General features: G+C 68.5%; 25 protein-coding genes. 12 read left to right on the top strand and 13 right to left on the bottom strand.

Going from position 1 to position 24,943, the window contains the following annotated elements; translation table 11 throughout:
• Positions 1-20 precede the first annotated feature (20 nt).
• The 5 genes from pbpC to AC1RGU_RS24645 all read left to right on the top strand — a co-directional run bounded on the left by pbpC (position 21) and on the right by AC1RGU_RS24645 (position 6,207).
• Positions 21-2,330: a penicillin-binding protein 1C gene (gene pbpC, locus AC1RGU_RS24665; RefSeq protein WP_492698523.1), complete on the top strand. Its 2,310-nt coding sequence runs from the start codon at positions 21-23 to the stop codon at positions 2,328-2,330.
• Between the two features lie 75 nt (positions 2,331-2,405).
• Positions 2,406-3,758 (top strand): esterase-like activity of phytase family protein, encoded by a 1,353-nt coding sequence (locus AC1RGU_RS24660; protein ID WP_492698522.1) that lies wholly within the window; start codon positions 2,406-2,408, stop codon positions 3,756-3,758.
• 156 nt (positions 3,759-3,914) lie between these two features.
• Positions 3,915-4,223, top strand: a complete 309-nt coding sequence (locus AC1RGU_RS24655) for a DUF3649 domain-containing protein (protein ID WP_492698520.1) — start codon at positions 3,915-3,917, stop codon at positions 4,221-4,223.
• Positions 4,220-5,869, top strand: coding sequence for a PepSY-associated TM helix domain-containing protein (locus tag AC1RGU_RS24650; protein WP_492698518.1), 1,650 nt, complete (start codon positions 4,220-4,222; stop codon positions 5,867-5,869). Before AC1RGU_RS24655 ends, AC1RGU_RS24650 begins: the two co-directional genes overlap by 4 nt.
• Positions 5,869-6,207, top strand: coding sequence for a DUF3325 domain-containing protein (locus AC1RGU_RS24645; protein WP_492698517.1), 339 nt, complete (start codon positions 5,869-5,871; stop codon positions 6,205-6,207). Before AC1RGU_RS24650 ends, AC1RGU_RS24645 begins: the two co-directional genes overlap by 1 nt.
• A 36-nt stretch (positions 6,208-6,243) precedes the next feature.
• Here the strand turns inward: AC1RGU_RS24645 and AC1RGU_RS24640 are convergent, their stop codons facing one another.
• From AC1RGU_RS24640 to AC1RGU_RS24620, 5 genes are read right to left on the bottom strand one after another with little or no spacing between them, the layout of a single operon-like run.
• Positions 6,244-7,383, bottom strand: a complete 1,140-nt coding sequence (locus tag AC1RGU_RS24640) for a hypothetical protein (RefSeq protein ID WP_492698516.1) — start codon at positions 7,381-7,383, stop codon at positions 6,244-6,246.
• A complete protein-coding gene (locus AC1RGU_RS24635) occupies positions 7,380-8,771 on the bottom strand; it encodes an aminopeptidase P N-terminal domain-containing protein (protein ID WP_492698514.1) in 1,392 nt (463 codons plus the stop codon). The genes AC1RGU_RS24640 and AC1RGU_RS24635 overlap by 4 nt, the downstream gene beginning before the upstream one ends.
• 6 nt (positions 8,772-8,777) lie before the next feature.
• Complete coding sequence (locus AC1RGU_RS24630) at positions 8,778-9,722, bottom strand: hypothetical protein (RefSeq protein ID WP_492698513.1); 945 nt, start codon at positions 9,720-9,722, stop codon at positions 8,778-8,780.
• On the bottom strand, positions 9,719-10,447 hold the full coding sequence (locus tag AC1RGU_RS24625) for a nucleotidyltransferase family protein (RefSeq protein ID WP_492698512.1): 729 nt from the start codon (positions 10,445-10,447) through the stop codon (positions 9,719-9,721). Before AC1RGU_RS24625 ends, AC1RGU_RS24630 begins: the two co-directional genes overlap by 4 nt.
• 14 nt (positions 10,448-10,461) lie before the next feature.
• The gene (locus AC1RGU_RS24620; protein ID WP_062473535.1) at positions 10,462-10,851 is read right to left on the bottom strand and encodes an S-adenosylmethionine decarboxylase family protein; all 390 of its coding nucleotides are present in this window, start codon (positions 10,849-10,851) and stop codon (positions 10,462-10,464) included.
• Between the two features lie 149 nt (positions 10,852-11,000).
• Between AC1RGU_RS24620 and AC1RGU_RS24615 the strand changes: the two genes are divergently transcribed.
• Together AC1RGU_RS24615 and gap are read left to right on the top strand one after the other, a co-directional pair.
• Positions 11,001-13,106 (top strand): transketolase family protein, encoded by a 2,106-nt coding sequence (locus AC1RGU_RS24615; RefSeq protein WP_070063328.1) that lies wholly within the window; start codon positions 11,001-11,003, stop codon positions 13,104-13,106.
• Positions 13,107-13,169: 63 nt separating this feature from the next.
• Complete coding sequence (gap, locus tag AC1RGU_RS24610) at positions 13,170-14,171, top strand: type I glyceraldehyde-3-phosphate dehydrogenase (RefSeq protein ID WP_056575024.1); 1,002 nt, start codon at positions 13,170-13,172, stop codon at positions 14,169-14,171.
• Between the two features lie 71 nt (positions 14,172-14,242).
• Here the strand turns inward: gap and AC1RGU_RS24605 are convergent, their stop codons facing one another.
• From AC1RGU_RS24605 to AC1RGU_RS24595, 3 genes are all read right to left on the bottom strand, one after another.
• Entirely contained in the window at positions 14,243-14,839 is a 597-nt protein-coding gene (locus tag AC1RGU_RS24605) for a hypothetical protein (RefSeq protein ID WP_492698510.1), read from the bottom strand.
• Between the two features lie 15 nt (positions 14,840-14,854).
• Positions 14,855-15,445, bottom strand: a complete 591-nt coding sequence (locus AC1RGU_RS24600; RefSeq protein ID WP_139702926.1) for a hypothetical protein — start codon at positions 15,443-15,445, stop codon at positions 14,855-14,857.
• A gap of 94 nt (positions 15,446-15,539) precedes the next feature.
• Positions 15,540-15,848, bottom strand: coding sequence for a putative quinol monooxygenase (locus AC1RGU_RS24595; protein ID WP_369630709.1), 309 nt, complete (start codon positions 15,846-15,848; stop codon positions 15,540-15,542).
• A 208-nt stretch (positions 15,849-16,056) separates the two neighbouring features.
• Between AC1RGU_RS24595 and AC1RGU_RS24590 the strand changes: the two genes are divergently transcribed.
• Positions 16,057-16,347, top strand: a complete 291-nt coding sequence (locus AC1RGU_RS24590) for a YciI family protein (RefSeq protein ID WP_062473524.1) — start codon at positions 16,057-16,059, stop codon at positions 16,345-16,347.
• Positions 16,348-16,371: 24 nt separating this feature from the next.
• On the opposite strand, the gene AC1RGU_RS24585 is transcribed toward AC1RGU_RS24590, so the two are convergent.
• Together AC1RGU_RS24585 and AC1RGU_RS24580 are read right to left on the bottom strand one after the other, a co-directional pair.
• Positions 16,372-17,445 carry a pirin family protein gene (locus tag AC1RGU_RS24585; protein WP_492698509.1) on the bottom strand — a complete coding sequence of 358 codons (1,074 nt, stop codon included), beginning with the start codon at positions 17,443-17,445 and terminating at the stop codon, positions 16,372-16,374.
• 148 nt (positions 17,446-17,593) lie between these two features.
• On the bottom strand, positions 17,594-18,010 hold the full coding sequence (locus AC1RGU_RS24580; protein ID WP_095747343.1) for a VOC family protein: 417 nt from the start codon (positions 18,008-18,010) through the stop codon (positions 17,594-17,596).
• Positions 18,011-18,175: 165 nt separating this feature from the next.
• On the opposite strand from AC1RGU_RS24580, the gene AC1RGU_RS24575 reads away from it, so the two are divergent.
• Positions 18,176-19,750, top strand: coding sequence for a CYTH and CHAD domain-containing protein (locus AC1RGU_RS24575; protein ID WP_492698508.1), 1,575 nt, complete (start codon positions 18,176-18,178; stop codon positions 19,748-19,750).
• Here AC1RGU_RS24575 and AC1RGU_RS24570 read toward each other — a convergent pair.
• From AC1RGU_RS24570 to AC1RGU_RS24560, 3 genes are read right to left on the bottom strand one after another with little or no spacing between them, the layout of a single operon-like run.
• Positions 19,747-20,586 (bottom strand): DUF6216 family protein, encoded by an 840-nt coding sequence (locus AC1RGU_RS24570; protein WP_492698506.1) that lies wholly within the window; start codon positions 20,584-20,586, stop codon positions 19,747-19,749. The genes AC1RGU_RS24575 and AC1RGU_RS24570 overlap by 4 nt on opposite strands.
• A gap of 14 nt (positions 20,587-20,600) precedes the next feature.
• Positions 20,601-21,077, bottom strand: coding sequence for an FKBP-type peptidyl-prolyl cis-trans isomerase (locus AC1RGU_RS24565; RefSeq protein ID WP_062473516.1), 477 nt, complete (start codon positions 21,075-21,077; stop codon positions 20,601-20,603).
• Between the two features lie 38 nt (positions 21,078-21,115).
• The gene (locus tag AC1RGU_RS24560) at positions 21,116-22,045 is read right to left on the bottom strand and encodes a LysR family transcriptional regulator (RefSeq protein WP_492698504.1); all 930 of its coding nucleotides are present in this window, start codon (positions 22,043-22,045) and stop codon (positions 21,116-21,118) included.
• 139 nt (positions 22,046-22,184) lie between these two features.
• On the opposite strand from AC1RGU_RS24560, the gene AC1RGU_RS24555 reads away from it, so the two are divergent.
• The 3 genes from AC1RGU_RS24555 to AC1RGU_RS24545 all read left to right on the top strand — a co-directional run bounded on the left by AC1RGU_RS24555 (position 22,185) and on the right by AC1RGU_RS24545 (position 24,922).
• Positions 22,185-22,769, top strand: a complete 585-nt coding sequence (locus tag AC1RGU_RS24555; protein WP_492698502.1) for an NADPH-dependent FMN reductase — start codon at positions 22,185-22,187, stop codon at positions 22,767-22,769.
• Complete coding sequence (locus tag AC1RGU_RS24550) at positions 22,766-23,620, top strand: pirin family protein (RefSeq protein ID WP_492698500.1); 855 nt, start codon at positions 22,766-22,768, stop codon at positions 23,618-23,620. The genes AC1RGU_RS24555 and AC1RGU_RS24550 overlap by 4 nt, the downstream gene beginning before the upstream one ends.
• A 96-nt stretch (positions 23,621-23,716) precedes the next feature.
• Positions 23,717-24,922 (top strand): M20 aminoacylase family protein, encoded by a 1,206-nt coding sequence (locus AC1RGU_RS24545; RefSeq protein WP_492698498.1) that lies wholly within the window; start codon positions 23,717-23,719, stop codon positions 24,920-24,922.
• The last annotated feature ends 21 nt before the right edge of the window (positions 24,923-24,943 follow it).

Genomic DNA, 24,943 nt, shown 5'->3' with positions numbered 1-24,943 from the left:
GGGCCGTCATGCGCTTCAGCGTGAAGTTGGGAAGGCTGCGCAAGCCCGCGCTGTGGGCGCTGGCGGTGGCCGTCCCGCTTGCGCTGCTGCGTCTCTGGCCGCACGCGCCCCTCAGCGAAACCGTCGGCAGCTCGCGCGCCGTGTACGCGCAGGGTGGCGAACTCTTGCGCCTCACCCTCGCAAGCGACGAGCAATACCGCCTCTGGGTGCCGCTCGACCGCATCTCGCCGACGCTGGTCGATGCGGTGCTGCTGTACGAAGACCGCCGCTTCTACGGGCACCCCGGCGTCAACCCCGCCGCGCTCGCGCGCAGCGCGTGGCGCATCGCCAGCGGCGAGCGCAGGCAGGGCGGCTCGACGCTCACGATGCAGCTGGCGCGGCGTGTCTACGGCATCGACAGCCGCACGGCCATGGGCAAGATCGCGCAGATCGGCGCGGCGCTCTGGCTCGAAGCGCGCTTCAGCAAGCGCGAGATCCTCGAGGCGTACCTCAACACCGCGCCCTACGGCGGCAACATCGAAGGCGTGCAGGCCGCGAGCCTCATCTACTTTCGCAAGGACGCCGCCAAGCTCAGCCTGCCCGAGGCGCTGACGCTCGCGGTGATTCCGCAGAACCCGGTCAAGCGCATTGCCGAGCGCGGCCGCAATGCCGAGCTGCAGTCGGCACGCGAACGCCTGTGGGCGCTGTGGGCCGAGCGCGATCCGACCGCGAAGCAGCATGCGCCCGATGCGCAGCTCGCGCTCTCGGCACAGTCGCGCGGCAGCCTCCCCTTTCTCGCGCCGCACGCCACCGACATGCTGCTCGCGCAGGAGCGCGGTGTGCAGGAAGTTCGCACCACCATCGACCTGCGCATGCAGGCCACGCTCGAACGCGTGATGGGCCAGTACCTGCGCACGCACGCCGACGTGGGCATGACCAATGCGAGCGCGCTGCTGCTCGACGCCTCGACCATGCAGGTGCGCGCGCTGATCGGTTCGGCCGACTGGCACAACGATGCGATCGCGGGGCAGGTCAACGGCACGCAGGCCAAGCGCTCGCCGGGGTCCACGCTCAAGCCCTTCATCTATGCGCTCGCGCTCGACCAGGGGTTGCTGCATCCGAAGACCATGCTGAAGGACGCGCCGACCTCCTTCGGCCCCTACACGCCCGAGAACTTCGATCACCGCTTTGCCGGCCCGCTGCCTGCGCAGGAGGCGCTGATTCGCAGCCGCAACATCCCTGCGGTGGCCGTCGCCGCGAAGCTCTCGAAGCCCGGGCTTTACGACTTCATGCGGCTCGCGGGCGTGCAGAAGCTGCAGAGCGAATCGCACTACGGCCTCGCGCTGGTGCTGGGCGGCGGCGAAGTCACGCCCGAGGAGCTTGCGTGCCTCTACGCCACGCTGGCCAACGGCGGCATCTCGCAGCCGCTGCGCTACACGCAGCCCGCACCCGACGAGCGGCCCACGCAGCCGCTGCGTCTCCTGAGCGAAGAGGCCTCGTTCATCACGCTCGACATGCTGCGCCACACGCCGCGCCCCGACACCACGCTGCCCGCACGACCCGCCATCGCATGGAAGACGGGCACCTCGTGGGGCTTTCGCGATGCATGGACCGCGGGCGTGTTCGGCCGCCATGTGCTGGTGGTGTGGGTCGGCAACTTCGACGGCAGCAGCAACCCCGCGCTCGTGGGCGTCGATGCAGCCGCGCCGCTGTTCCTGCGCATGGTCGATGCGCTGCGTGCGGAGCGGCTCGATCCCGGCGAGATCGCGACGCGGCAGCCGGCCGACCTCCGGCAGGTCGAGGTGTGCACAGCGACAGGCGGGCTGCCCGATGCGCTGTGCCCGGTGCGCACCACCACATGGTTCATCGCCGGCAAGTCGCCGATCCAGGTCAGCAACCTGCACCGCGCCGTGTGGGTCGATGAAACGACCGGCAAGGTGGTGTGCGGGCCGCAGCCCAACGCGCGCCAGCAGGTGGTCGAGCAATGGGGCAGCGACATGCGGCGGCTGTTCCGCCAGGCGGGCCTGCCGCGCGCGAGCCTGCCGACCGACGGCTGCGAGAAGGGCGAGGCTTCGGAGACGGCGCCGCTCATCACATCGCCCTTGCGCGGCGTGCGGCACACGCTGCGTGTGAAGAAGCCCGAGCCGCTCGTGCTGCGCGCCGAAGCGGCGGCGGGCACGCAGACGATCTACTGGTTCGCCGATGACGCCCTGGTCGGCAAGGCGGCGCCCGGCGAAGGCATCACGTGGATGCCCGACATGGCCGATTCAGGCCGGCGCTATGTGCTGCGCGCGGTCGATGACCAAGGCCGCGCCGAGTCGCGCGAAGTGACGGTGGACATCGCACCTTGAAGCCGGTGGATGTCACGGCACCGTCACGCGCAATCGGCATGGTCTCGCGTTTCGACTGAAACCTTTCTTCTGCCCATGACGCGTCTCGCCTCCCTCTCCTTCATCGCCCTGGCCACCGCACTCGCCTGCGGTGGCGCGGCCGCACAGACCGCCTTCCCTGCCACGCTCGCCGGCCACGCCGTGCTGCCCGCGCAGAGCTTCGTCGCCGCGCCGAAAGACGCGCCCGCCGACCTGCAAGCGAGCGGCAAGTTCACCTCGGGCAAGCGCGTCGAGGCGCTGGGCACTGTCGAAGGCCTCTCGGCCGGCCGTGGCACCGGCGTGTCGGTGCCCTTCAAGGGCCAGCCGCTGCAGGGCCACTCGGGCATCAAGAAGATGGACGACGGCTCGTTCTGGATCCTCACCGACAACGGTGCCGGCGCGAAGGCCAACTCGCCCGACTTCATGCTCTACCTGAACCACTACAAGGTGGACTTCAAGAGCGGCAAGTTCAATCGCCTGAACACCATCTTCCTGCACGACCCCGACAAGAAGGTGCCGTTCCGCATCGTTCACGAAGGCACGAAGCAGCGCTACCTGACGGGCTCGGACTTCGATCCCGAGAGCTTCCAGTTCGCCGGCGGCGCGCTGTGGATCGGCGAGGAGTTCGGCCCCTTCCTCATCAAGGCCGACCTGAAGGGCAAGGTGCTCGCGGTGTTCGATACGCAGGTCGACGGCAAGGCCGTGCGCTCGCCCGACCATCCCGCGGTGACCACGTCGGGCGCACCGGGCGGCGCGGTCGATTTCCAGATCAAGCGCTCCAAGGGCTTCGAAGGCATGGCGTCGTCGAAGGACGGCAGCAAGCTCTATGCGCTGCTCGAAGGCCCGGTGTGGAACGCCGAGGCCAAGGACTACGAGAAGCTCGACGGCAAGGAAGCGCTGCGCGTGCTGGAGTTCGACGTCGCGACCGAGAAGTGGACGGGCCGCCACTGGAAGTACGTGCTCGAAGCCAACGGCCACGCCATCGGCGACTTCAACATGATCGACGGCACCACCGGCCTCATCATCGAACGCGACAACGGCGAAGGCACGAGCGACAAGGCCTGCCCCGAAGGCCAGAAGCGCACCGACTGCTTCCATGACATCGCGAAGTTCAAGCGCGTCTACAAGGTCGAGCTGAGCGACGCGAACGCGGGCGGCGCGGTGCGCAAGATCGGCTACATCGACCTGCTGAACATCGCCGACCCCGACAAGCTCGCACGCAAGCCGCTGAACGATGGCGTGCTGAAGTTCCCGTTCTTCACGATCGAGAACGTCGACGTGGTCGATGCCACGCACATCGTGGTCGGCAACGACAACAACCTGCCGTTCTCCAGCAGCCGCGAGCCGAACAAGGCGGACGACAACGAGCTGGTGCTGCTCGAAGCCGGCGCGTTGCTGCAGGCGAAGTAAGGCGTACGGCGCCGCCCGCCTTTCAAGGCCCCGCTCGCGGGATGGGCGGGGGCGAGAAAAACCGAGAAGATGAGTATGATTCTCATTCTCCAGGTTTCTCCTCTCCCTCTGTCCCATGAATTTCCGAACGACCTTGCACGTCGTCCGGCGCCCGTCGTGAGCGCCGGCGTCCGTTACCGGATGGGCGTCGCGTCGCGGGCCGTCGCCGCCATCGCGGGCGGTTACGGCGTCGCCGCGCTGTCGGCCGCCGTGCTCGCGCTGGGCCTGCCCGTCCTCTTCGACATGGCGCGCAGCGAAGCCGCGCTGACCGGCACGCTGGCCTCCTTCCTCGTCTACGCCGTGGCCGTGATGTGGGTCTTCGCGGCGCGCTCGGCGTGGCGCGCCTGGACCGGCCTCGCCATCGCGGCGGCCCTGCAGGGCCTGCTGTTGCTGCTGTGGACCCAGGGCGGCGGAGGTGCCGCATGAAGGAAGGATTCCGTCAGTCGATGGCCTGGCTGCACACCTGGTCGGGCCTGCTGGTCGGCTGGGTGCTCTTCATGGTGTTCGCGGCCGGCACGGCCTCGTACTTCAAGGACGAGATCACCTTCTGGATGAAGCCGGAGCTGCACGCCGTGACGCCTGGCACGGTGCCGCAGCCGGTGGCCGCCGACAACGCGCTGGGTTTCATGCAGCGCCACGCGCCCGATGCCACGCGCTGGTTCATCACCCTGCCCACCGAGCGCGAGCCCGGCGTGAGCCTGCTGTGGGCCAAGCCGCCGCCGCCACCCGGTTCGCCGCCCGTGGACCGGCGCCGCAGCTTCGATCGCGCCATGCTCGATCCGGCCACGGGCCAGGCGATCACCGCGCCGCGCGAGACGCGCGGCGGCGAGTTCTTCTACCGCCTGCATTTCGACCTGCACTACATGCCCGCGCTCTGGGCCCGCTGGATCGTCGGCTTCTGCGCGATGTTCATGCTCGTGGCCATCGTCAGCGGCATCGTCACGCACAAGCGCATCTTCAAGGACTTCTTCACCTTCCGCCCGAAGAAGGGCCAGCGCAGCTGGCTCGACGCGCACAACGTCACCGCCGTGCTCGCGCTGCCGTACCACGCCATGATCACCTACACCGGGCTGGTCACGCTGATGTTCATGTACATGCCGTGGGGGCCGCAGGTGGCCTACAAGGCGCACGGCGGCAACGACACCTTCTTCGCCGAGGCCTTCCCGGGTGGCGTGCGCACGCAGATCAAGGCCTCGGGCACGAAGGCCGCGCTGGCGCCCCTCGCGCCCATGGTGGCGCAGGCCACCGCCCACTGGGACGGCGCGCCCGTCGGCCGCATCGTGGTGCACCAGCCGAACGACGCCAACGCCGTGGTCTCGCTCACGCGGGCCGAAGGCCGGCACCTGTCGTACGACCAGCCCAGCATGCAGTTCAACGGCACGACCGGCGCGCTCATCGGCACCTTCGGCGACGTGCCCAAGGCCGCGGCCGAGACGCGCGGCGTGCTCTACGGTCTGCACATCGGCCGTTTTGCCGATCCGCTGCTGCGCGCGCTGTTCTTCGTCTCGGGCCTGGCGGGCTGCCTGATGGTGGCCACGGGCCTCTTGCTGTGGGCCGTGAAGGAACGCCAGAAATACGCCAAGACCCTCAAGCAGGGCGGACGCATCGGCTTCGGCCTGCGGCTGGTCGACGGACTGAACCTCGGCGCGATCGCCGGCCTGCCCGTGGCGATGGCCGCCTTCTTCTGGGCCAACCGCCTGCTGCCGGTCGACGTGGCCGGCCGCAACGAGGCCGAGATCCGCTGGTTCTTCATCGTCTGGGGCGCCACCGCCGTGCTGGGCCTGCTGCGACCGACTCTGCGCATGTGGCAGGCGCAGCTTGCGCTCGGCGCGCTGCTGTTCGCATTGCTGCCGGTGCTCAATGCCTTCACCGGCCCCGCGCCGCTCACCGTGAGCCTGCGCACCGGGCCGAGTTCGGTGGCGGGCTTCGACCTCGTGGCGATTGCGCTCGGCCTCGGACTCGCGGGTGCGACCTGGCTGGTGGAGCGCAAGCGCCGCAAGGCCTTGGCGGCGCCCAAGAAAGCCGTCAAGCCGCCGCCGACAGAACTCGCAGCTTCGGGCCAGGGGTCGTGATGCCGCTGCTCGGGTTGGTGTTCGCGGCCTCGCTGGCCGGCTTCTGCGCGCTGAGCCTCGCGATGGACCGCCACAGCGAAGACGTCTTCGGCCGCGGCCACACGCCCGGCGCCTGGCGCCGATGGCTGCAGCTCGGGGGCGCGGCGCTGCTGTGCCTGTCGCTGTGGGCCAGCCTGGAGGCGGCGGGCGGGTCGGTGGGGTGGGTGCTGTGGCTCGGGGCGCTGACTGCGGCGGCGCTGGCGACGGTGGGGCTGTTGAGCGGGTTGCCGCATCGCTTTCACTGGATCGCGTCTGCAGCAGGGGGCGTTGCGTTTCTCAGTCTGCTGTTCTGCCTGTGATCGCGCGGGCATCCGGGCCCGCACCCGTCCGCGCACTCAGTGGACGATCTTCCAACCCACGATGAGGTAGGTCGCGAAGGCGGTGGCGATCCAGATCCACGCCAGAGCGCGTTGCTCCTGATCGAGCGGCGCGTGCAACGGCCGGCTGCCCGCGGGCACGGCCAGGCGGGTCGTCGGCGAATCGATCCCGACCGCCTGCAGGGTGGCTTCTGACCATTCGCTCGGCCGACGCCGAAATTCGGCGAGCGCATGCAGCCATTGCGGTGGTAGCAGGAGCGGTGCAGCCAGTGCCATCAACACGGCGCAGAAGGCGCGCAACGGTCTTGATGCATGCGCACGAGGCCCGGCGAAAAAATTCAGGGTGCCAGCCAGGTCCAGGAACAGGCGTTCGCGGTCGTGTTTCGGTGTCCGCCAGCGGGTGGCGGGCAATTGCTCGGGGCCGTGACGCATGAACACCGCGATGAAGTCGACGACGGCCTTGCACGTCTCGTTCTCATGCGATTGCGTGCATCGATGACCGAAGCCCCAGCTCGGCAGCGGCAACGTCAATGGCTCCGTGCCCTGCTCCACGGTGGTGACGAGGGCATCGTCCTTGTTCAGCATCAGCAGACGCAAGTCTTCGGAGGTCTGCGTCGCGGGGCATCCCTTGCGATGGGCGACACGGATGCGGTCCCACGCGACCCAGCGGTCCTTCCCTCCCTCGCGCCACCACAGCCTTTGGTTGCGCCGGTCGCACAGAATCCCGACGTTCAACGGCGAGGGGTGCAGCACCTCCCTGAAGGTCAAAAAAATCGAGCGCGCGCCGAAAATCACGGCGTACAGCGTCACGCCGATCAACCAGAGCGCGATCAGCGTGCCCATGATCGTCTGGGGTATGTCTACATGGAACAGCAAGGCCACCAGCGGCGCGGCCATCAGCAGACCGAACCAGACCGCATAGGCGGACACGACGGACTCGGGCTCCCGCAATTCCAGTGCGGTATCGCTGATCCGCGAAATCACGCCTTCGGCGCAGACCGAGGACAGTGGCGCCCCCTTGGACGCGTGGACGTCGTAGATGCGGTACTCACGTCCATCGAACCGGTCTGATTCCTTGTGATGCAGCAGCCACTGCTGCATCCAATACGGCGGGCGGTCGTCCACCAGCCTGGCGCGCCGCTTGCGGACGGTGTTCACCCCCGCATCAACGCCTCGATCTCATCCGCCTTCACCGGCACCCCCCGCGAAATCAGTTCGCAGCCCGTGGCCGTGACGATCGCGTCGTCCTCGATGCGGATGCCGATATTGTGGAATTTCTCGGGCACGCCCTCGCCGGGGCGCACGTAGATGCCGGGCTCCAGCGTCAGCACCATGCCCGGGTGCAGGATGCGGCTCGGGCGGTTCTTGATGAGTTCGTTGGACAGCGGGTCCTTGCGCTCGCTCACCTCGCCCACCTGCGTGGGTTCGACATAGCTGCCGCAGTCGTGCACGTCCATGCCCAGCCAGTGGCCGGTGCGGTGCATGTAGAACTGGAAGTAGGCGCGCGAGTCGATCACGTCGTCGACGCCGCCGACCTTGTTGCCGTCGAGCAGGCCCAGGTCGAGCATGCCCTGCGCCAGCACCTTCACGGCCGCGTCGTGCGGGTCGTTGAAGCGGTTGCCGGCCTTGGTGGCGGCGGCCGAGGCGTCCTGGCTGGCCAGCACCAGGTCGTACAGCGCGCGCTGCGGGCCGCTGAATTTGCCATCGGCCGGGAAGGTGCGGGTGATGTCGCTGGCGTAGCCGTCGAGTTCGCAGCCGGCGTCGATCAGCACGAGCTCGCCCTTGCGCACGGGCGCGGCGTCGGCGCGGTAGTGCAGCACGCAGGCGTTGGCGCCGGCCGCGACGATGGAACCGTAGGCCGGGTACTGCGAGCCGCCCAGGCGGAACTCGTGCAGCAGCTCGGCGTCGAGGTGGTACTCGCGCACGTCCTTGCCCTCGCGCAGCATGCGCGCCGACAGCTGCATCGCGCGGATGTGGGCGCGGGCGCTGATCTGCGCGGCGCGGCGCATGATGTCCTGCTCGTGCGCGTCCTTGACCAGGCGCATCTCGTCGAGCGGGCCGCACAGGTCGCGTTGCTCCTCGGGGCACAGCGCGCCGTAGCGCACGCGCGCGCGCACCGACTGCAGCCAGCCGTCGATGCGGGTTTCCAGGCCCTTGTGGGTGGCGAAGGGGAACCACACGGTGGCGCGGTTCTCGAGCAGCTTCGGCAGCTTGGCGTCGAGGTCGTTCACCGAGAAGGCCTCGTCCACGCCCAGCGCGGCGGGGGCAGCATCGGGGCCGAGGCGGTAGCCGTCCCAGATCTCGCGCTCCAGGTCTTTCGGCGCGCAGAACAGCGTGGCGCGGCCGTCGCCCGCCAGCACCAGCCAGGCGTTGGGCTCGGTGAAACCGGTCAGGTAGTAGAAGTAGCTGTCGTGGCGGAACAGGAAGTCGCTGTCGCGGTTGCGCTGGCGCTCGGGCGCGGTCGGGACGATGGCGATGCCGTCCTTGCCCAGTTGCGAAGCGAGGCGCGCGCGGCGCTCGGCGTAGATCGTGGTGTCATTGAGCATGGGATTTCACTTTCGATACGGTGCAAGTCCGGGGTCCGCGGGTACCAGATGCCGCCATGGGAACACATCCTGTGCAAAGTGGCTGACGTAGCCGCCGATCGTTGACTGGATGACCATGAATTGCAGCCGCTGCCGCACGCCCTGCAGCTGCTGCAGCTGGGCCAGGTCGAGGCAGGTGTTGCGCAGCCTCAGCACGCGCAGCTGCGCGCCCACGGGGCTGTGCAGCAAGGCCTCGTAGTCTTCGAAGGCCGTGATGCCGCCGGGCGTCCGGTCGGCCGGCCACGCCATCTGCTGCTCGGTGGATTCGGAAAAATCCAGCAGCCTGAGGCCCGGCAGCTGCGTTACGGCGGCCAGGTGGCGGATGAAGTGCTGCGTGGCGAAATGGGCGCCGACGCACAGGCTGGTCAGTTGCGGCAGCGGCACGGCGAAGAAGTCGGCGTTCGGCGCGTTCGGCACCGTCAGTTCGCTCAGGTGCGGCGTCTTGCGCACCCAGCGCGCGATGTCGCCGCCTTCCTCGAGGATGCCGTCGCTGGTGCAGACGAGCGACTGGTTGTGGTCCTCGGGCTGCGTCGGCTTGATGAACAGCGAGCGCAGGCGGGGAAACATCACCGGGCTCTCGAGCAGCGGCGTGAACATCCATTCGCGCGAGCCGTTGGCGCCGCTGTCGGGGCCGCTGAACGACAGCGAGGTGATGCAGTCGGCCACGTCCTGCCGGCTCAGGCAGGCCAGGGTTTCGTCGAAGGCGTCGCCCCAGGTGTCGCCGAAGTATTCGACGTGCCAGCCCTGGCGCATGGGCGCGAGGCTCAGGCGCGTGAAGTCGCTCACGTAGAGCGGCACGGTCAGCGGGTCTTCGGGCGCGCCGTCGTTGCGTTCGGCGGCGGTGGCCAGGGCCAGCTCGTGCAGGCGCTGCGGCAGCAGGCGCAGGGCGTCGGGCAGCGGCGCGAGCGTCATGCGCCCGCTGCCGGCGCGACCCCGGCGTTGAGTTGCTGCAGGCGCTGCGGCGTGCCCACGTCGGTCCAGTCGCCGGTGTAGAGCTCGGCGCTCACCTGCTGGTTGTCCATCGCGGCGCGCAGGATCGGTGCCAGCGGGGCCTTGATGCCGTCCGGATTGCCAGCCGGGATGTCGCAGTACGGCGGCGCGAACAGCGCGGCGCGGTACAGGCCGATGGTCGAGAAGGTGTATTTTTCGGCCGCCTGGTTCAGCGCAAGCCCGTCGGCCGAGAGGCCGAAGTCGCCCTTGGGGTTGTGCGCCGGGTTCGGCACCAGCCACAGGTGGGCGAGCTTGCCGCTGGCCAGGAAGCGGTCGACCGCGGCCTGGGTGAAGCGGAAGCCGGGCGCGAACACGTCGCCGGCCGCGACCCAGAACACCTCACCCAGCAACGGCAGCGCGCGCACGATGCCGCCGGCCGTTTCGAGCGCGCCGCCGAAGTCGCGGCCCTCGTCGGAATACGAAATGGACAGCGCACCACGCCCGTCCAGCACGGGGCGCGCGCCGAACCGGGCGGCGACCTGCGCGCCGAGCCAGTCGGTGTTGACCACCAGCTCGGTGAAGCCGCCCTCGGCCAGCGCCTCCATCGGCCACTGCATCAGCGGCTTGCCGCGCACCTCGAGCAGGGGCTTGGGCGTGGCGTCGGTCAGCGGCCGCATGCGTTCGCCGCGGCCGGCGGCCAGGATCATCGCGCGCACCGCCATCACTGCACCGACCCGGCCACACGGCCGCGTTGCAGTTCGTTGCGTTCGCTGTGGCGGGGCTGGAACAGCGCCACCAGGCAGGCCATCAGCGCATGCGCCTTGGCCGAGTGGTCGGCGCCGAAGTTGCAGACGTACACGTCGAGCGTCACGCCGCGCTGCTCGGGCCAGGTGTGGATGCACAGGTGCGATTCGGCCAGCAGCAGCGTGGCCGTCACGCCGCCCGGCCCCTGCGGCGTGGCCGGAAAGCCGTGGACCAGCTTGCCCACGGCCTGCAGCCCCGCGGCAGCCACGGCCTTGGTGCAGACCTCGCCGAGCGCGCGCCCGTCGGTGAGCCATTGGAGGCCGCATTGGCAGTCGTGGAGATCGGCGGTGAGGTGCAGCCCTTGCATGGGGGGCAACTCTAGCAGCCGGGCCTGCGACACAAGAGAGCATCAGTGGGGTGTTGGCCCTGTATCGAGGCCGGGCGCGGCTCGCCCGGTAAAATCTCGGGTTCTCCCGTATCCCCCACCCACCCTTTTCCCCCGAAAGCCCACTGCCCATGGCAAACCAAGCCCTGATGGCCAACGCGATCCGCGCGCTGGCAATGGATGCCGTTCAACAAGCCAATTCCGGACATCCGGGCGCACCGATGGGCATGGCCGACATGGCCGTCGCCCTGTGGGGCGAGCACCTGCGCTACAACCCCGCCAACCCGCACTGGTTCGACCGCGACCGCTTCGTGCTGTCCAACGGCCACGCCTCGATGCTGATCTACGCGGTGCTGCACCTCACGGGCTACGACCTGCCCCTGGCCGAGATCAAGAACTTCCGCCAGCTGCACAGCAAGACCGCCGGCCACCCCGAAGTCGACGTCACCCCCGGCGTCGAAACCACCACCGGCCCGCTGGGCCAGGGCATCACCAATGCCGTGGGCTTCGCGCTGGCCGAGAAGCTGCTGGCCGCCGAGTTCAACCGCAAGGACCTGGCCATCGTCGACCACCACACCTACGCCTTCCTGGGCGACGGTTGCATGATGGAAGGCATCAGCCACGAAGCCTGCGCCCTGGCCGGCGCCTGGCACCTGAACAAGCTGATCGCCCTGTACGACGACAACGGCATCAGCATCGACGGCCAGGTCAAGCCCTGGTTCATCGACAACACCGAAGAACGCTTCAAGGGCTACGGCTGGAACGTCGTCGGCCCCATCGACGGCAACGACGCCAAGGAAGTGGCCAAGGCCATCGCCAAGGCCAAGAAGGAAGCCACCAAGCCCACGCTGATCGTCTGCAAGACCACCATCGGCAAGGGCAGCCCGAACCGCGCCGGCACCGCCAAGGCGCACGGCGAGGCGCTGGGCGCCGAAGAAATCAAGCTCACGCGCGAAGCCATCGGCTGGCCCTACCCCGCCTTCGAAATCCCGGCCGAGGTGTATGCCGACTGGGACCACAAGGCCGAAGGCGCCAAGACCGAAGCCGCCTGGAACGACACCTTCGCCGCCTACACGGCCGCGTACCCTGAACTCGCCGCCGAGTTCACGCGCCGCATGAAGGGCGAGCTGCCCAAGAACTTCCACCAGGTCGCGTTCGACACCGTGGTCGCCGCCCACACCAAGGGCGAAACCGTGGCCAGCCGCAAGGCCAGCCAGCTCGCGCTGGAAGCCTTCACGGCCGCGCTGCCCGAAATGCTCGGCGGCAGCGCCGACCTCACGGGCTCCAACCTCACCAACACCAAGAGCACCGCCGCGCTGCGCTTCGACGCCAAGACCGGCGCCGTCGTGCTGAACGCGCCCCCCGCACCGGTGGTGCCCCAGGGCGGCGAAGACGAAGCCGCACAAGGTGATGCCGTCGAACCGCCGCACGGCGAGATCGGCCGCCACATCAACTACGGCGTGCGCGAATTCGGCATGGCCGCCATCATGAACGGCGTGGCGCTGCACGGCGGCTACATCCCCTACGGCGGCACCTTCCTCACCTTCAGCGACTACAGCCGCAACGCCATCCGCATGGCCGCGCTCATGAAGCGCCGCGTGGTGCACGTGTTCACGCACGACTCCATCGGCCTGGGTGAAGACGGCCCGACGCACCAGTCGATCGAGCACGCCGCCTCGCTGCGCCTCATTCCGAACCTGGACGTCTGGCGTCCGGGCGACACGGCCGAAACCGCCGTGGCCTGGGCCGTGGCGCTGCAGAACCAGTCGCGACCGACCGCGCTGCTGCTGAGCCGCCAGAACATCGCCTACGCCGCCAAGAGCGACCTGGGCGACATCAGCCGCGGCGCCTACGTGCTGTCCGAGCCCGAGAACGTCGGCCTCAAGAACAAGAAGACAGCCGCCGTCATCATCGCCACCGGCTCCGAAGTGCAGCTCGCGCTGGCCGCCCAGAAGCTGCTGGCCGACAAGAAGATCGCCGTGCGCGTGGTGTCGATGCCCTCGACCACCACCTTCGACCGCCAGGACCTGGCCTACAAGAAGGCCGTGCTGCCCAAGAAGATCCCGCGCGTCGCGGTCGAAATGGGCTGCACCGACGGCTGGTGGAAGTACGGCTGCGCGGCCGTGGTCGGCATCGACAGCTACGGCGAGTCGGCCCCCGCGCCCGTGCTGTTCAAGCACTTCGGTTTCACGGCGGAGAACGTGGCCGCCACCGTGGAAGCGGCCCTGCGCGACTGAGCGTCGCGCGGTTCGTCCTCTTCCCGTCCGATCAAAAGTTTTTCAACCTTAGGAGCAAGTCAGATGGCTATCAAACTCGGTATCAACGGCTTCGGCCGCATCGGTCGCAACGTGCTGCGCGCAGCCGTGCAGAACTTCAAGAACGACATCGAAATCGTTGCCATCAACGACTTGCTCGAGCCGGAATACCTGGCTTACATGCTCCAGTACGACTCGGTGCATGGCCGCTTCAAGGGTGAAGTCACGGTCGAAGGCAACACGCTGATCGTCAACGGCAAGAAGATCCGCCTGACGCAAGAGCGCGACCCGTCGCAGCTCAAGTGGAACGAAGTCGGCGCCGACATCGTGCTCGAGTCGACCGGCCTCTTCCTCACGAAGGAAACCGCGCAGAAGCACATCGACGCAGGCGCCAAGAAGGTGATCCTGTCGGCCCCCTCGAAGGACGACACCCCCATGTTCGTCTACGGCGTGAACGACAAGAAGTACGCCGGCGAAGCCATCATCAGCAACGCCAGCTGCACCACCAACTGCCTGGCGCCGCTGGCCAAGGTGCTGAACGACAAGTGGGGCATCAAGCGCGGCCTGATGACCACCGTGCACGCCGCCACCGCCACGCAGAAGACCGTGGACGGCCCGAGCAACAAGGACTGGCGCGGCGGCCGCGGCATCCTGGAAAACATCATTCCGTCGTCGACGGGCGCGGCCAAGGCCGTGGGCGTGGTGATCCCCGAGCTCAACAAGAAGCTCACCGGCATGAGCTTCCGCGTGCCGACCTCCGACGTGTCGGTGGTCGACCTGACCGTCGAACTCGTCAAGGACGCCACCTACGCCGAGATCTGCGCCGAAATGAAGGCACAGAGCGAAGGCGCGCTCAAGGGCGTGCTGGGCTACACCGAAGACAAGGTCGTCGCCACCGACTTCCGCGGCGACCCGCGCACCTCGATCTTCGACGCCGAAGCCGGCATCGCGCTGGACGGCACCTTCGTGAAGCTCGTGAGCTGGTACGACAACGAGTGGGGCTACTCGAACAAGTGCCTCGAGATGGTGAAGGTCGTGTCGAAGTAAGACTTCGCGGCTCCCACAAAAAACGCGCCCTCGGGCGCGTTTTTTTATTGGGCGAGTGGTCGTTGAACGGCTCAGCGCAGCTTCTCGTTGCGCCGGATCTCGCTGCTGAGCTGCGCCGTCATCCGCGTGGCCGCGCGCCGGGCGGCCAGGCCGTAGTCGCCGTTGAACTCGCCGAACTCCGCCGTGCCGTTGCCGACCGCGCGCACGCGCGTGACTTCGGCGCCTGCGGTGTCGGTCACCACGCAGGCCACCTCGGCCGTGAAGGCGGTGGGCGGCCAGGTGATCCATGAAGACGAGCTCGAATCGGTCTTGATCTGCGGCGTGAACACCAGCGACACGCCCGCTGCCTCGTTGGCCTTGGCATCGCCGGCAGTGCGCAGCACGACCACGTTGCGGTAGACCGCGCGCAGCGCGTCGCGGATCGATTTCTCGAGGTCGCGGTACGGGTAGTAGCTCACGCGGTCGCCGCTGCCGCCGGCGGTGGTCACCTGCAGATCGCGTTGCGCATCGGTCATCACGTAGGCCACCTTCTTGGGGATGAGGTGGGCGGCCGACCGGGGCGGTGCGGTCTCGGTGATCATCGTGATCGGGTGGGCGCAGCCCGCCAGCAGCACGGCGGTTGCCAGTGCGGCGGCCAGTCGGGGCGTCAGGGAAGAAAGAAGCGACATGGTGCGTTCCCGGCCTTACTGCGCAGGCGGCGCGATGGCCGCGACGAATTGCGGATCGGCATACACCTGCCGCAGCAGCGCCCGCACCAAGCGCGGGTACGCGGCCTGCCCGGCGGGCACGGCCACGATGTTGGCGTAGCTCGAATCGAAGGCGATCTCGCCGCGGTAGGTCTTGCGCAGCGTCTGCGCGGCGTTGCGCGTGACGGTGACTTCGACGTCCATGCGGCCCGAGCCGTTGATCACGCCCAGGTCGAGTTCATTGACGAGGATGCGCGCCGCGATGCGCGTCGGCGCCTTGGGGTCGTAGACCGAGATTTCGCCCAGGTCGCGCATCAGCGCGTCTTCGAGGTACTGGGCGAAGGTGCCGCTGGGCGACACGAGTCTGGCGCGGCGCAGGCCCAGGGTGTTGATCTTGTCGTTCGGGTCGGTCGGTTGCACCTTGGCCACCGCGACCTTGCCGGGGTTGTGGGCCTCGAGCCGGTCGAGCGCCTCGTAGTCGGCGGCATACGGCGGTGCGCCGAGCTGTGCGCAGCCCGTGGCCAGTGCCGCCAGCAGGAGCGCGCCGGTGCGCCAGCGCAGACCCTGCGGTCTGGAGACGATCGCCATGTCTTGAACCCCCTTGTCCGAGATGTCTTCTTCTCCCCGGCGCGAGGGTAGCAGGCATCGCGCCGCGCGCGAAGGTGGCGGCGGCGCAGCAGGGTCAGATCGGCTCGAGCACGTGGATGCGCTTGCTCTCGGTGAGCTCCCTGGTCTGGGCGCTGAAGGCCGCCATGTGCGGCGCGACCGCGTGCGCCTGCAGGGCCGGCAGCGAGGCCCACTTCTCGATCACCACGAAGGTGTCAGGCCCGAAGCTGGCCTTGGACGGGGGAATGCCCTGCGCGTCGATCGTGGCCCCGTACTCGATGCAGCCCTCTTCGGCGAGCACGGCGGCGCGGTTGGCCTTGAAGGCTTCGAGCAGCAGGGCGCGCTGGCCGGGCTTGGCGGTGATGACGGCAACGACTTGGATCATGGAACAGGGTCTCCGGTGAAGTGACATGAACTGAGGAATGCAACGACCGAATCTACGAGATCGCACGCCGCCGCGCAGGTCCGGTGGGCGACAAGGCCGGCATGCACATGCCGCATGCGACAGTTACCCGCGAGACACACTCTCGCCCCGCCACGGTCGTGGCGAGGTCATAGGATCGGGTCATCTTCCGCATCGACCTGCCTTTGCCATGTTCATCGTCACCCTGACCTACATCCGCCCGCTCGAGGAACTCGACGCGCTGATGGATGCGCATGTCACCTGGCTCAAGAAGCACTACGCCAGCGGCCTGTTCGTGGCCTCGGGGCGCCAGGTGCCGCGCAAGGGTGGCGTGATCCTCGCGCGCTCGGGCGACCGCGAGGGGCTCGAGGCGGTGCTGGCGCGCGACCCCTTCGTGCAGGGCGGCGTCGCGCGCACCGACGTGATCGAGTTCATCCCGAGCATGACCGCGCTGAGCGTCGAGGTGCTGCGCGGCTACTGAGAACCGCGCAGCCTCGCAAGCCGATCAGGCCCCCGGCACTTCCTCGCGCCCGTCCGGGTGCCGCGCAAAGCGCGCAGCCTCGGCGCCATGCATCGGCGCCGGGTCGGCCCAGGGCCAGCCGCCGAACTGCGTGCGGCGGTAGTCGGCCATCGTCTGCGCGATCTCGGCCTGCGTGTTCATCACGAAGGGGCCGTACTGCGCCACCGGCTCGCCGATCGGGCGGCCCTGCAGCAGCAGGAACTCGCCGTCGCCCTCGGGGCCGTTGCACAGTTCCACGGCCGCGTCGGCGCGCAGCTCGATGGCCGCCGGCCCGTCCACGCGCCGCCCCGCCACCTGCGCGGTGGCGCCCTTGAAGAAATACAGCATGCGCCGCGTGCCCTCGCCGGCGGCGGGCGGCAGCGTCCAGCGCGCGCCGGGCGTCATGCGCAGCGTCCAGATCGCCAGGTCGGCGCCGGCCTGCGCGGCCCACGAAGCGGGCGGCGGCGCGAGCGGGTCGATGGCCGCCTGGGCCTGCGCGTCATCGCCGCCGAAGCGCCCGGCGATCACCGCCACCTCGGTGCGGCCGCCCTGCGCGTCGTCCGAGGCGAAGCGCGGAATCGCCTCCGACCAGAACATCGTGAAGTGCGGCTCGGCCATCTTGTTCTTCGCCGGCAGGTTGAGCCAGATCTGGAACAGCTCCAGCGGATTGGGCGCGCCGGCGTCCAGCAGCGGGAACATCTCCGAATGCACGATGCCCTTGCCCGCCGTGAGCCACTGCACGTCGCCGCCGCCGAAACGCGCGGTGGCGCCCAGCGAGTCGGAGTGGTCGACCAGGCCCTTGCGCACGATGGTCACCGTCTCGAAGCCGCGGTGCGGGTGCGAGGGAAAGCCCGGCACCGTCTCGCCGTGGTACATGCTCCAGCCGTCCTTGCGGCTGAAGTCCTGGCCGATCTGGCGGCCGGCCAGCGAGGCCTCGGGGCCCATGCGGCCGTTGCCCTTCGGGTACGCGTCGTCGTGGTAGACGCAGAACAGGAAGGGGTCCAGCGTCTGCCACGGGAAGCCGAGCGGCTGGACCTGGACGATGGGAGACGCGCTGTGGTTGTCGTTGCTGTCGGACATGTCGGTATTCCTTGGTGAGGCAGGCACGGCCGCCATGCGGGCCGCGCCGGAACCAGGAATATCGGGGCGCCGCCGCCTTTCGGTAGGTGCCTTCCGCGCAACGATCAAGAGCGCATATGGAACGATGGGCATCGTCCGGCCCCCACGTTCACTGCGAGGGCATCTCGGCGTTCGGGTCCATGTAGACCAGTTCCCAGATGTGGCCGTCCAGGTCCTGGAAGCCGTGGCCGTACATGAAACCGTAGTCCTTCGGCTCGCGCGGCGTCGTGCCGCCGGCGGCCACCGCCTTGGCGACCAGGTCGTCGACCTCGGCGCGGCTCTCGCACGACAGGCACACCAGCACTTCGTTCTCCTTGCGGGCGTCGGCGATGCCCTGGTTCGTGAAGGTCTTGAAGTAGTCCTCCATCAGCAGCATCGCGTGGATGCTGCCCTCGTGGATGACCATGCAGGCGGCGTTCGCGTCGGTGAACTGCGGGTTGAAGGTGTAGCCCAGCGCGCCGAAGAAGGCCTTGCTCTTGTCGAGGTTCCGGACGGGGAGGTTCACGAAGATCTGCTTGGTGGCCATGGTGTCTTTCCTGTGCTGATGAAGGGTGAATGGGGTGTTTGCCGACGTCTTTGTGTACGCCGTCCACAAAAGATATCAAAGAAAATGGACGGTGTCCACATGATTTTTCGAAGCACCGGAAATCGGCCGGCACCACCTCGCTGAGGGGAAAAAAGAGCGGGCATCATGAACACCATGGAAATCGAGTTCAAGTTCTGCATTCCCGCCGGCCGCCTGAAGGCCGTCGAAGCCGCATTGCGGCGCGGCGCCGTCGTGCGCACGCGCCTGCAGGCCCGCTATTTCGACACCGCCGACCAGCGCCTCGTCGCCGACGGCATGGTGCTGCGGCTGCGCAAGGAGGGCCGGCGCTGGGTGCAGACCGTCAAGGCCGCTGGCGACAACGCGCTGCACCGGCTCGAGCACAACGTCGACCTGGGCACCGGCGCCGCCACGCCCGCCATCGACCCCGCACGCCATGCCGGCACGCCTGTCGGCGAGCGGCTGGCCCGACTGCTGCAAGCCGCCGATGGTGGCGCAGTGCCGCTGGTCGAGCGCCAGTCGACCGACATCGTGCGGCTCACGCGCGACCTGCGCGTGAGCGGCCCGGCCGGCGCCGTGGTCGAGATGGCGCTGGACGTCGGCAAGGTCGTCGCGCACGCGGGCACGCCCGCGCAGCGCGCCTCGCCCGTGTGCGAGCTGGAGCTCGAACTCAAGAGCGGCGACGTGCAGGGGCTCGTGGCGCTCGCGCGGCGCTGGTCGCAGCAGCACGGCCTGTGGTTCAGCACCGTCTCGAAGGCCGAGCGCGGCATGCGCCTGCTGGCCGAGCAAGAGACCGTGCCCGCTATCAAGGCCGAAGCGCCGCGCTTCCCGGCCCACGGCCTCGACGGCCGCACCCTCCAGCAGGCCGTGGTCGCGTCGTGCCTGGACCAGATGCTGCCCAACGCCAGCGAGATCGCCGCGGGCAGCACCGACGAAGAGCAGATCCACCAGTTGCGCATCGGCATCCGACGCCTGCGCACCGCGCTGCGCGAACTGGCGGGGCTCGATGCCGACACCAGCCGCTTCGGCGCCGCCACCTGGGAGCCGCCGCTGGTCGACGCCTTCCGCGCGCTCGGCGATCTGCGCGACCGCGAACAGGTCGTGAAGCTCGCGCAGCCGCGGCTGCGTGAAGCGGGGGCGCCCGAGGTTGATCCGCTGGCGGGCGATGCGGCTGCTGCCGCGCCGGCACTGACACCCGGCGACATCGTGCGCGCCGCCGCGTTCCAGGACGTGCTGGTGTCGTTGATCGGCTTCACCGCCACCGCAACCGAGTCGACAGACCCGACGCCGCTCGCCGCCGACGACGCCCTTCAGCTGCTGCGCGAGCGGCTCCAGCGCCTGCATAAACAGGCGGTGCGCGATGGCCGGCGCTTCGAATCGCTCGCCACCGAACACCAGCACCGCGCGCGCAAGCGGCTCAAGCGCCTGCGCTACCTGGCGGAGTTCGCGGCGCCGCTTTTCGCCGAGGCGGACGGCGGCAAAAAGAAGAAGGACGCGGCCGGGCGCTACCTGAAGGCCCTGCGCCCCGCGCAGGACGCGCTGGGCGAATTCAACGACGAGGCGGTGGCGCTCGCGCTGTACCGCGAGGTCGCATCGCGCGACCCGCGTGCGTGGTTCGCGGTGGGCTGGTTCAGCGCGCGCCGCGCGGCGGGGGCGACGGCGTGTCGCGAGGCACTGGAGACGATCGGCGACGCACCGAGGTTCTGGAAGAAGCGCGGCTAAGTTCCCAGATCCAGGCTCAACTGCGAGCCGGGGAGACTTGGATCGATGTTGCGCTTTGCCAGACTGTGAGCCGCGAACCCAGCGGCCCATGCAACCAGGCCGAGCCAGGACATCCACAGCGCGAAGGCAATGAGCACGACAAGAGACCAGCGCTGTTCATTCAAGGCCTTCTTCATGAACTCGGACGTACCCTCTGACTTCAGAACGTCACAAAGAATGCTGATTTCCTGTTCGCTGAAAGTCGTCCGTGAGGCGTTTTCACTTGCGGCTTTTGAGCAGTCCGCCACTTTGAGGGCAGGAGCGCCAAGAAGAGGCCAGGGCCGCTTCACTTCTGTAGGACTCCCCCAGAAATACCGATCTGTGCTCTTGAGCGAGAAAAGGGATTGAGACGAGAAGAGGCCGATCACGCTGAAGAAGCTGACCGCCACGGCAATAAAGAGCCCGCTCAGTCTCCATGCTTGAGAAAAGCGCGATGGCAGCTTGTGAACCCTCACTTGGCGAAGCTCCGTATCGAAGAGCTCGCCGCACACACTCAGCGTGCGCATCTGTACCCCATTCAGCTTGGTCCACTCGATCAGCTGATGCGCCTCCTTGAGACTGGCGACGGGTACGCCCGCAAACATGCGGAATGAAATCAGGCTCGTTTGTTCGTCGACGAACGCGCGAACCTGCGGGTCCGAGATTTCCTGCTTGCCGTGGACCAGTTGCCAGAGGCGGCTCAGCAGCACATGCCGCGATTCGGTGCGCAGCACGACCCAGAGGAACGCCCCCGCGATCAGCAACGGCGCGATGACGCTGAAAACGCTGGAGATGTTGGAAGCGTTCGGGAAATCCATTGCCCGGGCGCTACTCAGTGATGGTGCCCGTGCGCCCCATGCACATGCCGGTGCTCGATCTCCACCGGCAGCGCCGCGCGCACGTCCGTCACCTGCAGGCTGAACTTCAGCGCCTTGCCTGCCCACGGGTGGTTGCCGTCGAGCAGCACGACCGGGCCCTTGATCTTGGTCACGGTGAAGACGTGCTCGGTACCGTCGTCGAGCCGGCCCTGCAGTTGGCCGCCGACCTTCACGCCGGGCGGGAACTCGGTCTTGGGAATGGTGCGCACCAGTGCCTCGTCGCGCAGGCCGAAGGCGTCTTCGGGGGCGAGGTTCAGCGTGGTCTGGTAGCCCTTTTCCTGGCCGTCGAGCGCCTGCTCGATCTTGGGCAGGGTGTTCTCGTAACCGCCATGCAGGTAGGCCATCGGCTCGGGGCTGGCTTCGATGAGCTTGCCCTGGGCGTCGGCGACTTTGTACTTGAGGGTGACGACGGTGTCTTTTTCGATTTTCATGGCGGGCATTTTCTGTGGAAATCGATCCGCGTCCGAAGTCAGGTCATCCGCGCCCGCCACACATCCGGCAACGCCTCCTCCTCCCGCAGCTTCTGCGTCACCATTCCGATGAACGCCGACACCGCCCGCGGCAGGTGCTTGCGGCTCGGGTAGACCACGCTGAGCCCATGCCCGGTGCGCTGGTACTGCGGCAGCACCGGCACCAGCCGCCCGGCCTCCACATCGAGCCGCCCCATGGCCGGCGGCAGCAGCGCGATGCCCAGGCCGGCGATGGCGGCCTTGCGCAAGGCCTGCGCGGTGTTGCCGCTGAAGCGGCCGCCCACCTGCACTTCTTCTTCCTTCCCGCCGGGCCCGGTCAGGCGCCAGGTGGTGCGGCCGCTGGGGTGGGCGGGGGTCACGCAGTCATGGTCGGCCAGCTCAGGCAGGGTGGCGGGCGTGCCGCGCGCGGCCAGGTAGACGGGGCTGGCGACGAGGCCGTCGGTGCGCGGGCCGAGCAGCTGGCGGGCGACGTACCCCGAGTCGGCCAGCGCGCCGCCGCGGAAGGCGATGTCGATCTGCTCGGCGATCAGGTCGGCCTTGGCGTCGCTGAGCACGAACTCGACGCGCACCAGCGGGTACGCGGCGAGGAAGTCGGCCACCCAGGCCATGGGGAAGAAGTCGAAGAAATCGGCCGTGGCCGCCACGCGCACGCGGCCGCTGGGTTCCTGGCTGCCGGTGATGAGCGCCTGCCCGGCCTCGACCAGCCCGTCGACCGCCTCGGCGCACTGTTCGTGAAACGCCTGCCCGGCGCCGGTGAGCGTGAGCTTGCGCGTCGAGCGCTGCAGCAGCCGGGTGCCGAGTTGCGCCTCCAGCTGCTGGATGCGCCGGCTCACGGTGTTGGGCGGCAGGCCCAGCCGGCGGCCGGCCTCGGCAAAGCTGCCGTGGCGCACCACCTGCACGAAGACGGCGATGTCGTTGAGGTCGAGCATGGCGAAGTCGATTCCTTCTGTTGGTGGACGAGTGCAATCCGACTCTACCGCCTAGTCGATCAATGCGTGCGTGCCTAACCTTGGGTCCATGGCCTTGCGGCCTTCGACCACCCCCATTTCATTCAGGAGCACGCACCCCATGAGCGCACAACAACCCCGCATCGGCATCGTCATCGGCTCGACCCGCGAAGGCCGCTTCGGCGAAAAGCCCGCGCAGTGGATCCACGACATCGCGAAGCAGCGCACCGACCTGGCCTTCGAGCTGGTCGACCTGCGCGAGCACCCGCTGCCCTTTTTCAACGAAGCCGGCGCGCCCGCCTGGGGCCCGGTGAAGAACGAGGCCGCGCAGCGCTGGCAGGCCAAGCTGGCGACCTTCGACGGGCTCATCATCGTCACGCCCGAGTACAACCACGGCCCGAGCGCGGTGCTGAAGAACGCGATCGACTGGGCCTACAAGGAGTTCATCCGCAAGCCGGTCGGCTTCGTGGGCTACGGCGGCGTGGGCGCGGCGCGGGCGGTGGAGCAGCTGCGGCTGGTCGCGGTCGAGATGCAGATGGCACCCGTGCGCAACGCCGTGCACATCGGCATGGTCGAGTTCCTGGGCATCTGGCAGCAGGGCAAGTCCTTCGACGACTTCCCGCACCTGGCGCAGTCGGCCACGGGCCTGCTCGACGACATGGCGTGGTGGACCCGCGCACTGAAGACCGCCAGGGAGGCCGCATGACCGCAGCCGTGGCAACAGACACCCGCGCCATCGTTTACCGCACGCGCGGCGCCAGGCACGGGCCGATCACGCGGCTCATGAGCCCCGGCGACCTGGGCGAATACCTCAAGCCCTTCGTGTTCCTCGACCTGTTCGGCTTCGATGTCGACGGCGGCCACAAGGGCTTCGGCCTGCACCCGCACTCGGGCATCGCCACGCTGACGTGGCTGATCGAAGGCGACACGCTGTACGAGGACACGACCGGCGAACAGGGCGTGCTGCGCGGCGGCGGCGTCGAGTGGATGCGCGCCGGCAACGGCGTGTGGCACACCGGCGCACCGGCACCGGGCGTGACGCGCGTGCAGGGCTTCCAGCTCTGGGTGGCGCTGCCGGCCGCCGAGGAAAACGCGCCCGCGCAAAGCATGTACCTCGCGCCCTCGCAGGTGCCGCAGGAAGGCCCGGCGCGCGTGCTGCTCGGGCGCTACGGCGCGGCGCAGAGCCCCATTGCGGCGCCCTCGCCGATGAACTACCTGGCCGTGCAGCTCAAGGACGGCGAACGCTGGCGCTACACGCCGCCTGCCGGCCACACGGTGGGCTGGGTGGCGGTGAATGCGGGCGGGCTCGACGCGGGCGACGGCACCGGCGGCCCCATCGGCACGGGCGAGCTCGCGGTGTTCGAGGAGTCCGACGCGGTCATCGACGTCGTGGCGCAGGGCGACACGGCCTTCGTGCTCGGCTCGGCGGTCCCGCACCCGCACGAGCTGGTGATGGGCCATTACTCGGTGCACACCAGCCGCGCGACGCTCGACCGGGCCGAGGCCGAGATCCGCCGCATCGGCGCGACGCTGCGCGAGGAAGGCCGGCTCGGCTGAGCGACGAACCGCGCGTAAGCCAGCATGCGCCGCGCGGGCGGCTGCGCCAGAATCGTTCGCTTCTGTTTTTCGCGAACGATCCCGCAGCCGCCCGCCATGAATCTTGTCGACGCCTTCGCCACCCACGCCACCCGTTTCATCGACATCCGGCGCGACATCCACGCGCACCCCGAACTCGGTTTCGAGGAGCATCGCACCTCCGAGAAGGTCGCGAACCTGTTGACCGAATGGGGCATCGAGGTGCACCGCGGCATCGCGGGCACGGGCCTCGTCGGCGTGCTGCGCAAGGGCACGGGCACGCGCACCATCGGCCTGCGCGCCGACATGGACGCGCTGCCGCTGCACGAGGCCAACGAGTTCGCCCACAAGTCGACGAACCCCGGCCGCATGCACGCCTGTGGCCACGACGGCCACACGACGATGCTGCTGGCCGCCGCCTGGCATCTGTCGCAACAAGGGCCCGATGATTTCGACGGCACCGTGCATTTCATCTTCCAGCCCGCCGAGGAGATGGGCAAGGCGGGCGCCAAGAAGATGATCGACGAGGGCCTGTTCGAGCGCTTTCCGTGCGACGCGGTCTTCGGGCTGCACAACTTTCCCGTCGGCGATGTCGGCCGCTTCGCGCTCAACGAAGGTGCGCTGATGGCATCGAGCAACACCTACAAGATCACCGTGCGCGGGCGCGGCACGCACGCCTCGATGCCGCACACGGGCATCGATCCGGTGGCCGCGGTGGTCACGCTGGCGCAGCAACTGCAGACCATCGTGGCGCGCACCATTCCCAGCACCGAGCGCGCACTGCTGGCGGTCACGCAGCTGCAGGGTTCGGATGCGCCGAACGTGATTCCCGATGTGGCGACGGTGGGCGGCACGATCCGCACCTTCTCCATCGAGGCCATCGACAAGCTCGAGGCGCGGCTGCGCGAAGTGGCGGCCGGCGTGGCGGCGGCGCATGGCTGCACGGCCGAGGTGTACTTCAACCGCTCCTCGCCGCCGACCGTGAACCATCCGGCCGAAGCGCGCTTTGCCGCCGGCGTGATGCGCGAGGTGGTGGGCGACGACATGGTCACCGACAACTTTCCCGCCGTGATGGGCGCCGAGGACTTCGCGCACATGCTGCTCGCGCGGCCCGGCTGCTACGCCTTCCTGGGCAATGGCGACGGCGACCACCGGCTCGACGGCCACGGGCCCGGCCCTTGCATCATCCACAACACCTCGTTCGACTTCAACGACGAGATCATCCCGATCGGTGCCAGCTATTTCGTGAAGCTGGTGCAGCGCTGGCTGCCGTCGGGCACCTGAAAAACAACTTTTTTGTTGACG

This window comes from Variovorax sp. GW823-FHT02B07 (assembly GCF_058797695.1).
This window is presented reverse-complemented; position numbering and strand designations above follow the sequence as displayed.

What these genes read in the sequence shown, in the direction of transcription:
- AC1RGU_RS24660 (WP_492698522.1), top strand. Translation starts at nt 2,406, where the DNA reads ATGACGCGTCTCGCCTCCCTCTCCTTCATCGCCCTGGCCACCGCACTC.
- AC1RGU_RS24650 (WP_492698518.1), top strand. Translation starts at nt 4,220, where the DNA reads ATGAAGGAAGGATTCCGTCAGTCGATGGCCTGGCTGCACACCTGGTCG.
- AC1RGU_RS24645 (WP_492698517.1), top strand. Translation starts at nt 5,869, where the DNA reads ATGCCGCTGCTCGGGTTGGTGTTCGCGGCCTCGCTGGCCGGCTTCTGC.
- AC1RGU_RS24635 (WP_492698514.1), bottom strand. Translation starts at nt 8,771, where the DNA reads ATGCTCAATGACACCACGATCTACGCCGAGCGCCGCGCGCGCCTCGCT.
- AC1RGU_RS24630 (WP_492698513.1), bottom strand. Translation starts at nt 9,722, where the DNA reads ATGACGCTCGCGCCGCTGCCCGACGCCCTGCGCCTGCTGCCGCAGCGC.
- AC1RGU_RS24625 (WP_492698512.1), bottom strand. Translation starts at nt 10,447, where the DNA reads ATGATCCTGGCCGCCGGCCGCGGCGAACGCATGCGGCCGCTGACCGAC.
- AC1RGU_RS24620 (WP_062473535.1), bottom strand. Translation starts at nt 10,851, where the DNA reads ATGCAAGGGCTGCACCTCACCGCCGATCTCCACGACTGCCAATGCGGC.
- AC1RGU_RS24615 (WP_070063328.1), top strand. Translation starts at nt 11,001, where the DNA reads ATGGCAAACCAAGCCCTGATGGCCAACGCGATCCGCGCGCTGGCAATG.
- gap (WP_056575024.1), top strand. Translation starts at nt 13,170, where the DNA reads ATGGCTATCAAACTCGGTATCAACGGCTTCGGCCGCATCGGTCGCAAC.
- AC1RGU_RS24605 (WP_492698510.1), bottom strand. Translation starts at nt 14,839, where the DNA reads ATGTCGCTTCTTTCTTCCCTGACGCCCCGACTGGCCGCCGCACTGGCA.
- AC1RGU_RS24600 (WP_139702926.1), bottom strand. Translation starts at nt 15,445, where the DNA reads ATGGCGATCGTCTCCAGACCGCAGGGTCTGCGCTGGCGCACCGGCGCG.
- AC1RGU_RS24595 (WP_369630709.1), bottom strand. Translation starts at nt 15,848, where the DNA reads ATGATCCAAGTCGTTGCCGTCATCACCGCCAAGCCCGGCCAGCGCGCC.
- AC1RGU_RS24590 (WP_062473524.1), top strand. Translation starts at nt 16,057, where the DNA reads ATGTTCATCGTCACCCTGACCTACATCCGCCCGCTCGAGGAACTCGAC.
- AC1RGU_RS24585 (WP_492698509.1), bottom strand. Translation starts at nt 17,445, where the DNA reads ATGTCCGACAGCAACGACAACCACAGCGCGTCTCCCATCGTCCAGGTC.
- AC1RGU_RS24580 (WP_095747343.1), bottom strand. Translation starts at nt 18,010, where the DNA reads ATGGCCACCAAGCAGATCTTCGTGAACCTCCCCGTCCGGAACCTCGAC.
- AC1RGU_RS24575 (WP_492698508.1), top strand. Translation starts at nt 18,176, where the DNA reads ATGAACACCATGGAAATCGAGTTCAAGTTCTGCATTCCCGCCGGCCGC.
- AC1RGU_RS24570 (WP_492698506.1), bottom strand. Translation starts at nt 20,586, where the DNA reads ATGGATTTCCCGAACGCTTCCAACATCTCCAGCGTTTTCAGCGTCATC.
- AC1RGU_RS24565 (WP_062473516.1), bottom strand. Translation starts at nt 21,077, where the DNA reads ATGAAAATCGAAAAAGACACCGTCGTCACCCTCAAGTACAAAGTCGCC.
- AC1RGU_RS24560 (WP_492698504.1), bottom strand. Translation starts at nt 22,045, where the DNA reads ATGCTCGACCTCAACGACATCGCCGTCTTCGTGCAGGTGGTGCGCCAC.
- AC1RGU_RS24555 (WP_492698502.1), top strand. Translation starts at nt 22,185, where the DNA reads ATGAGCGCACAACAACCCCGCATCGGCATCGTCATCGGCTCGACCCGC.
- AC1RGU_RS24550 (WP_492698500.1), top strand. Translation starts at nt 22,766, where the DNA reads ATGACCGCAGCCGTGGCAACAGACACCCGCGCCATCGTTTACCGCACG.
- AC1RGU_RS24545 (WP_492698498.1), top strand. Translation starts at nt 23,717, where the DNA reads ATGAATCTTGTCGACGCCTTCGCCACCCACGCCACCCGTTTCATCGAC.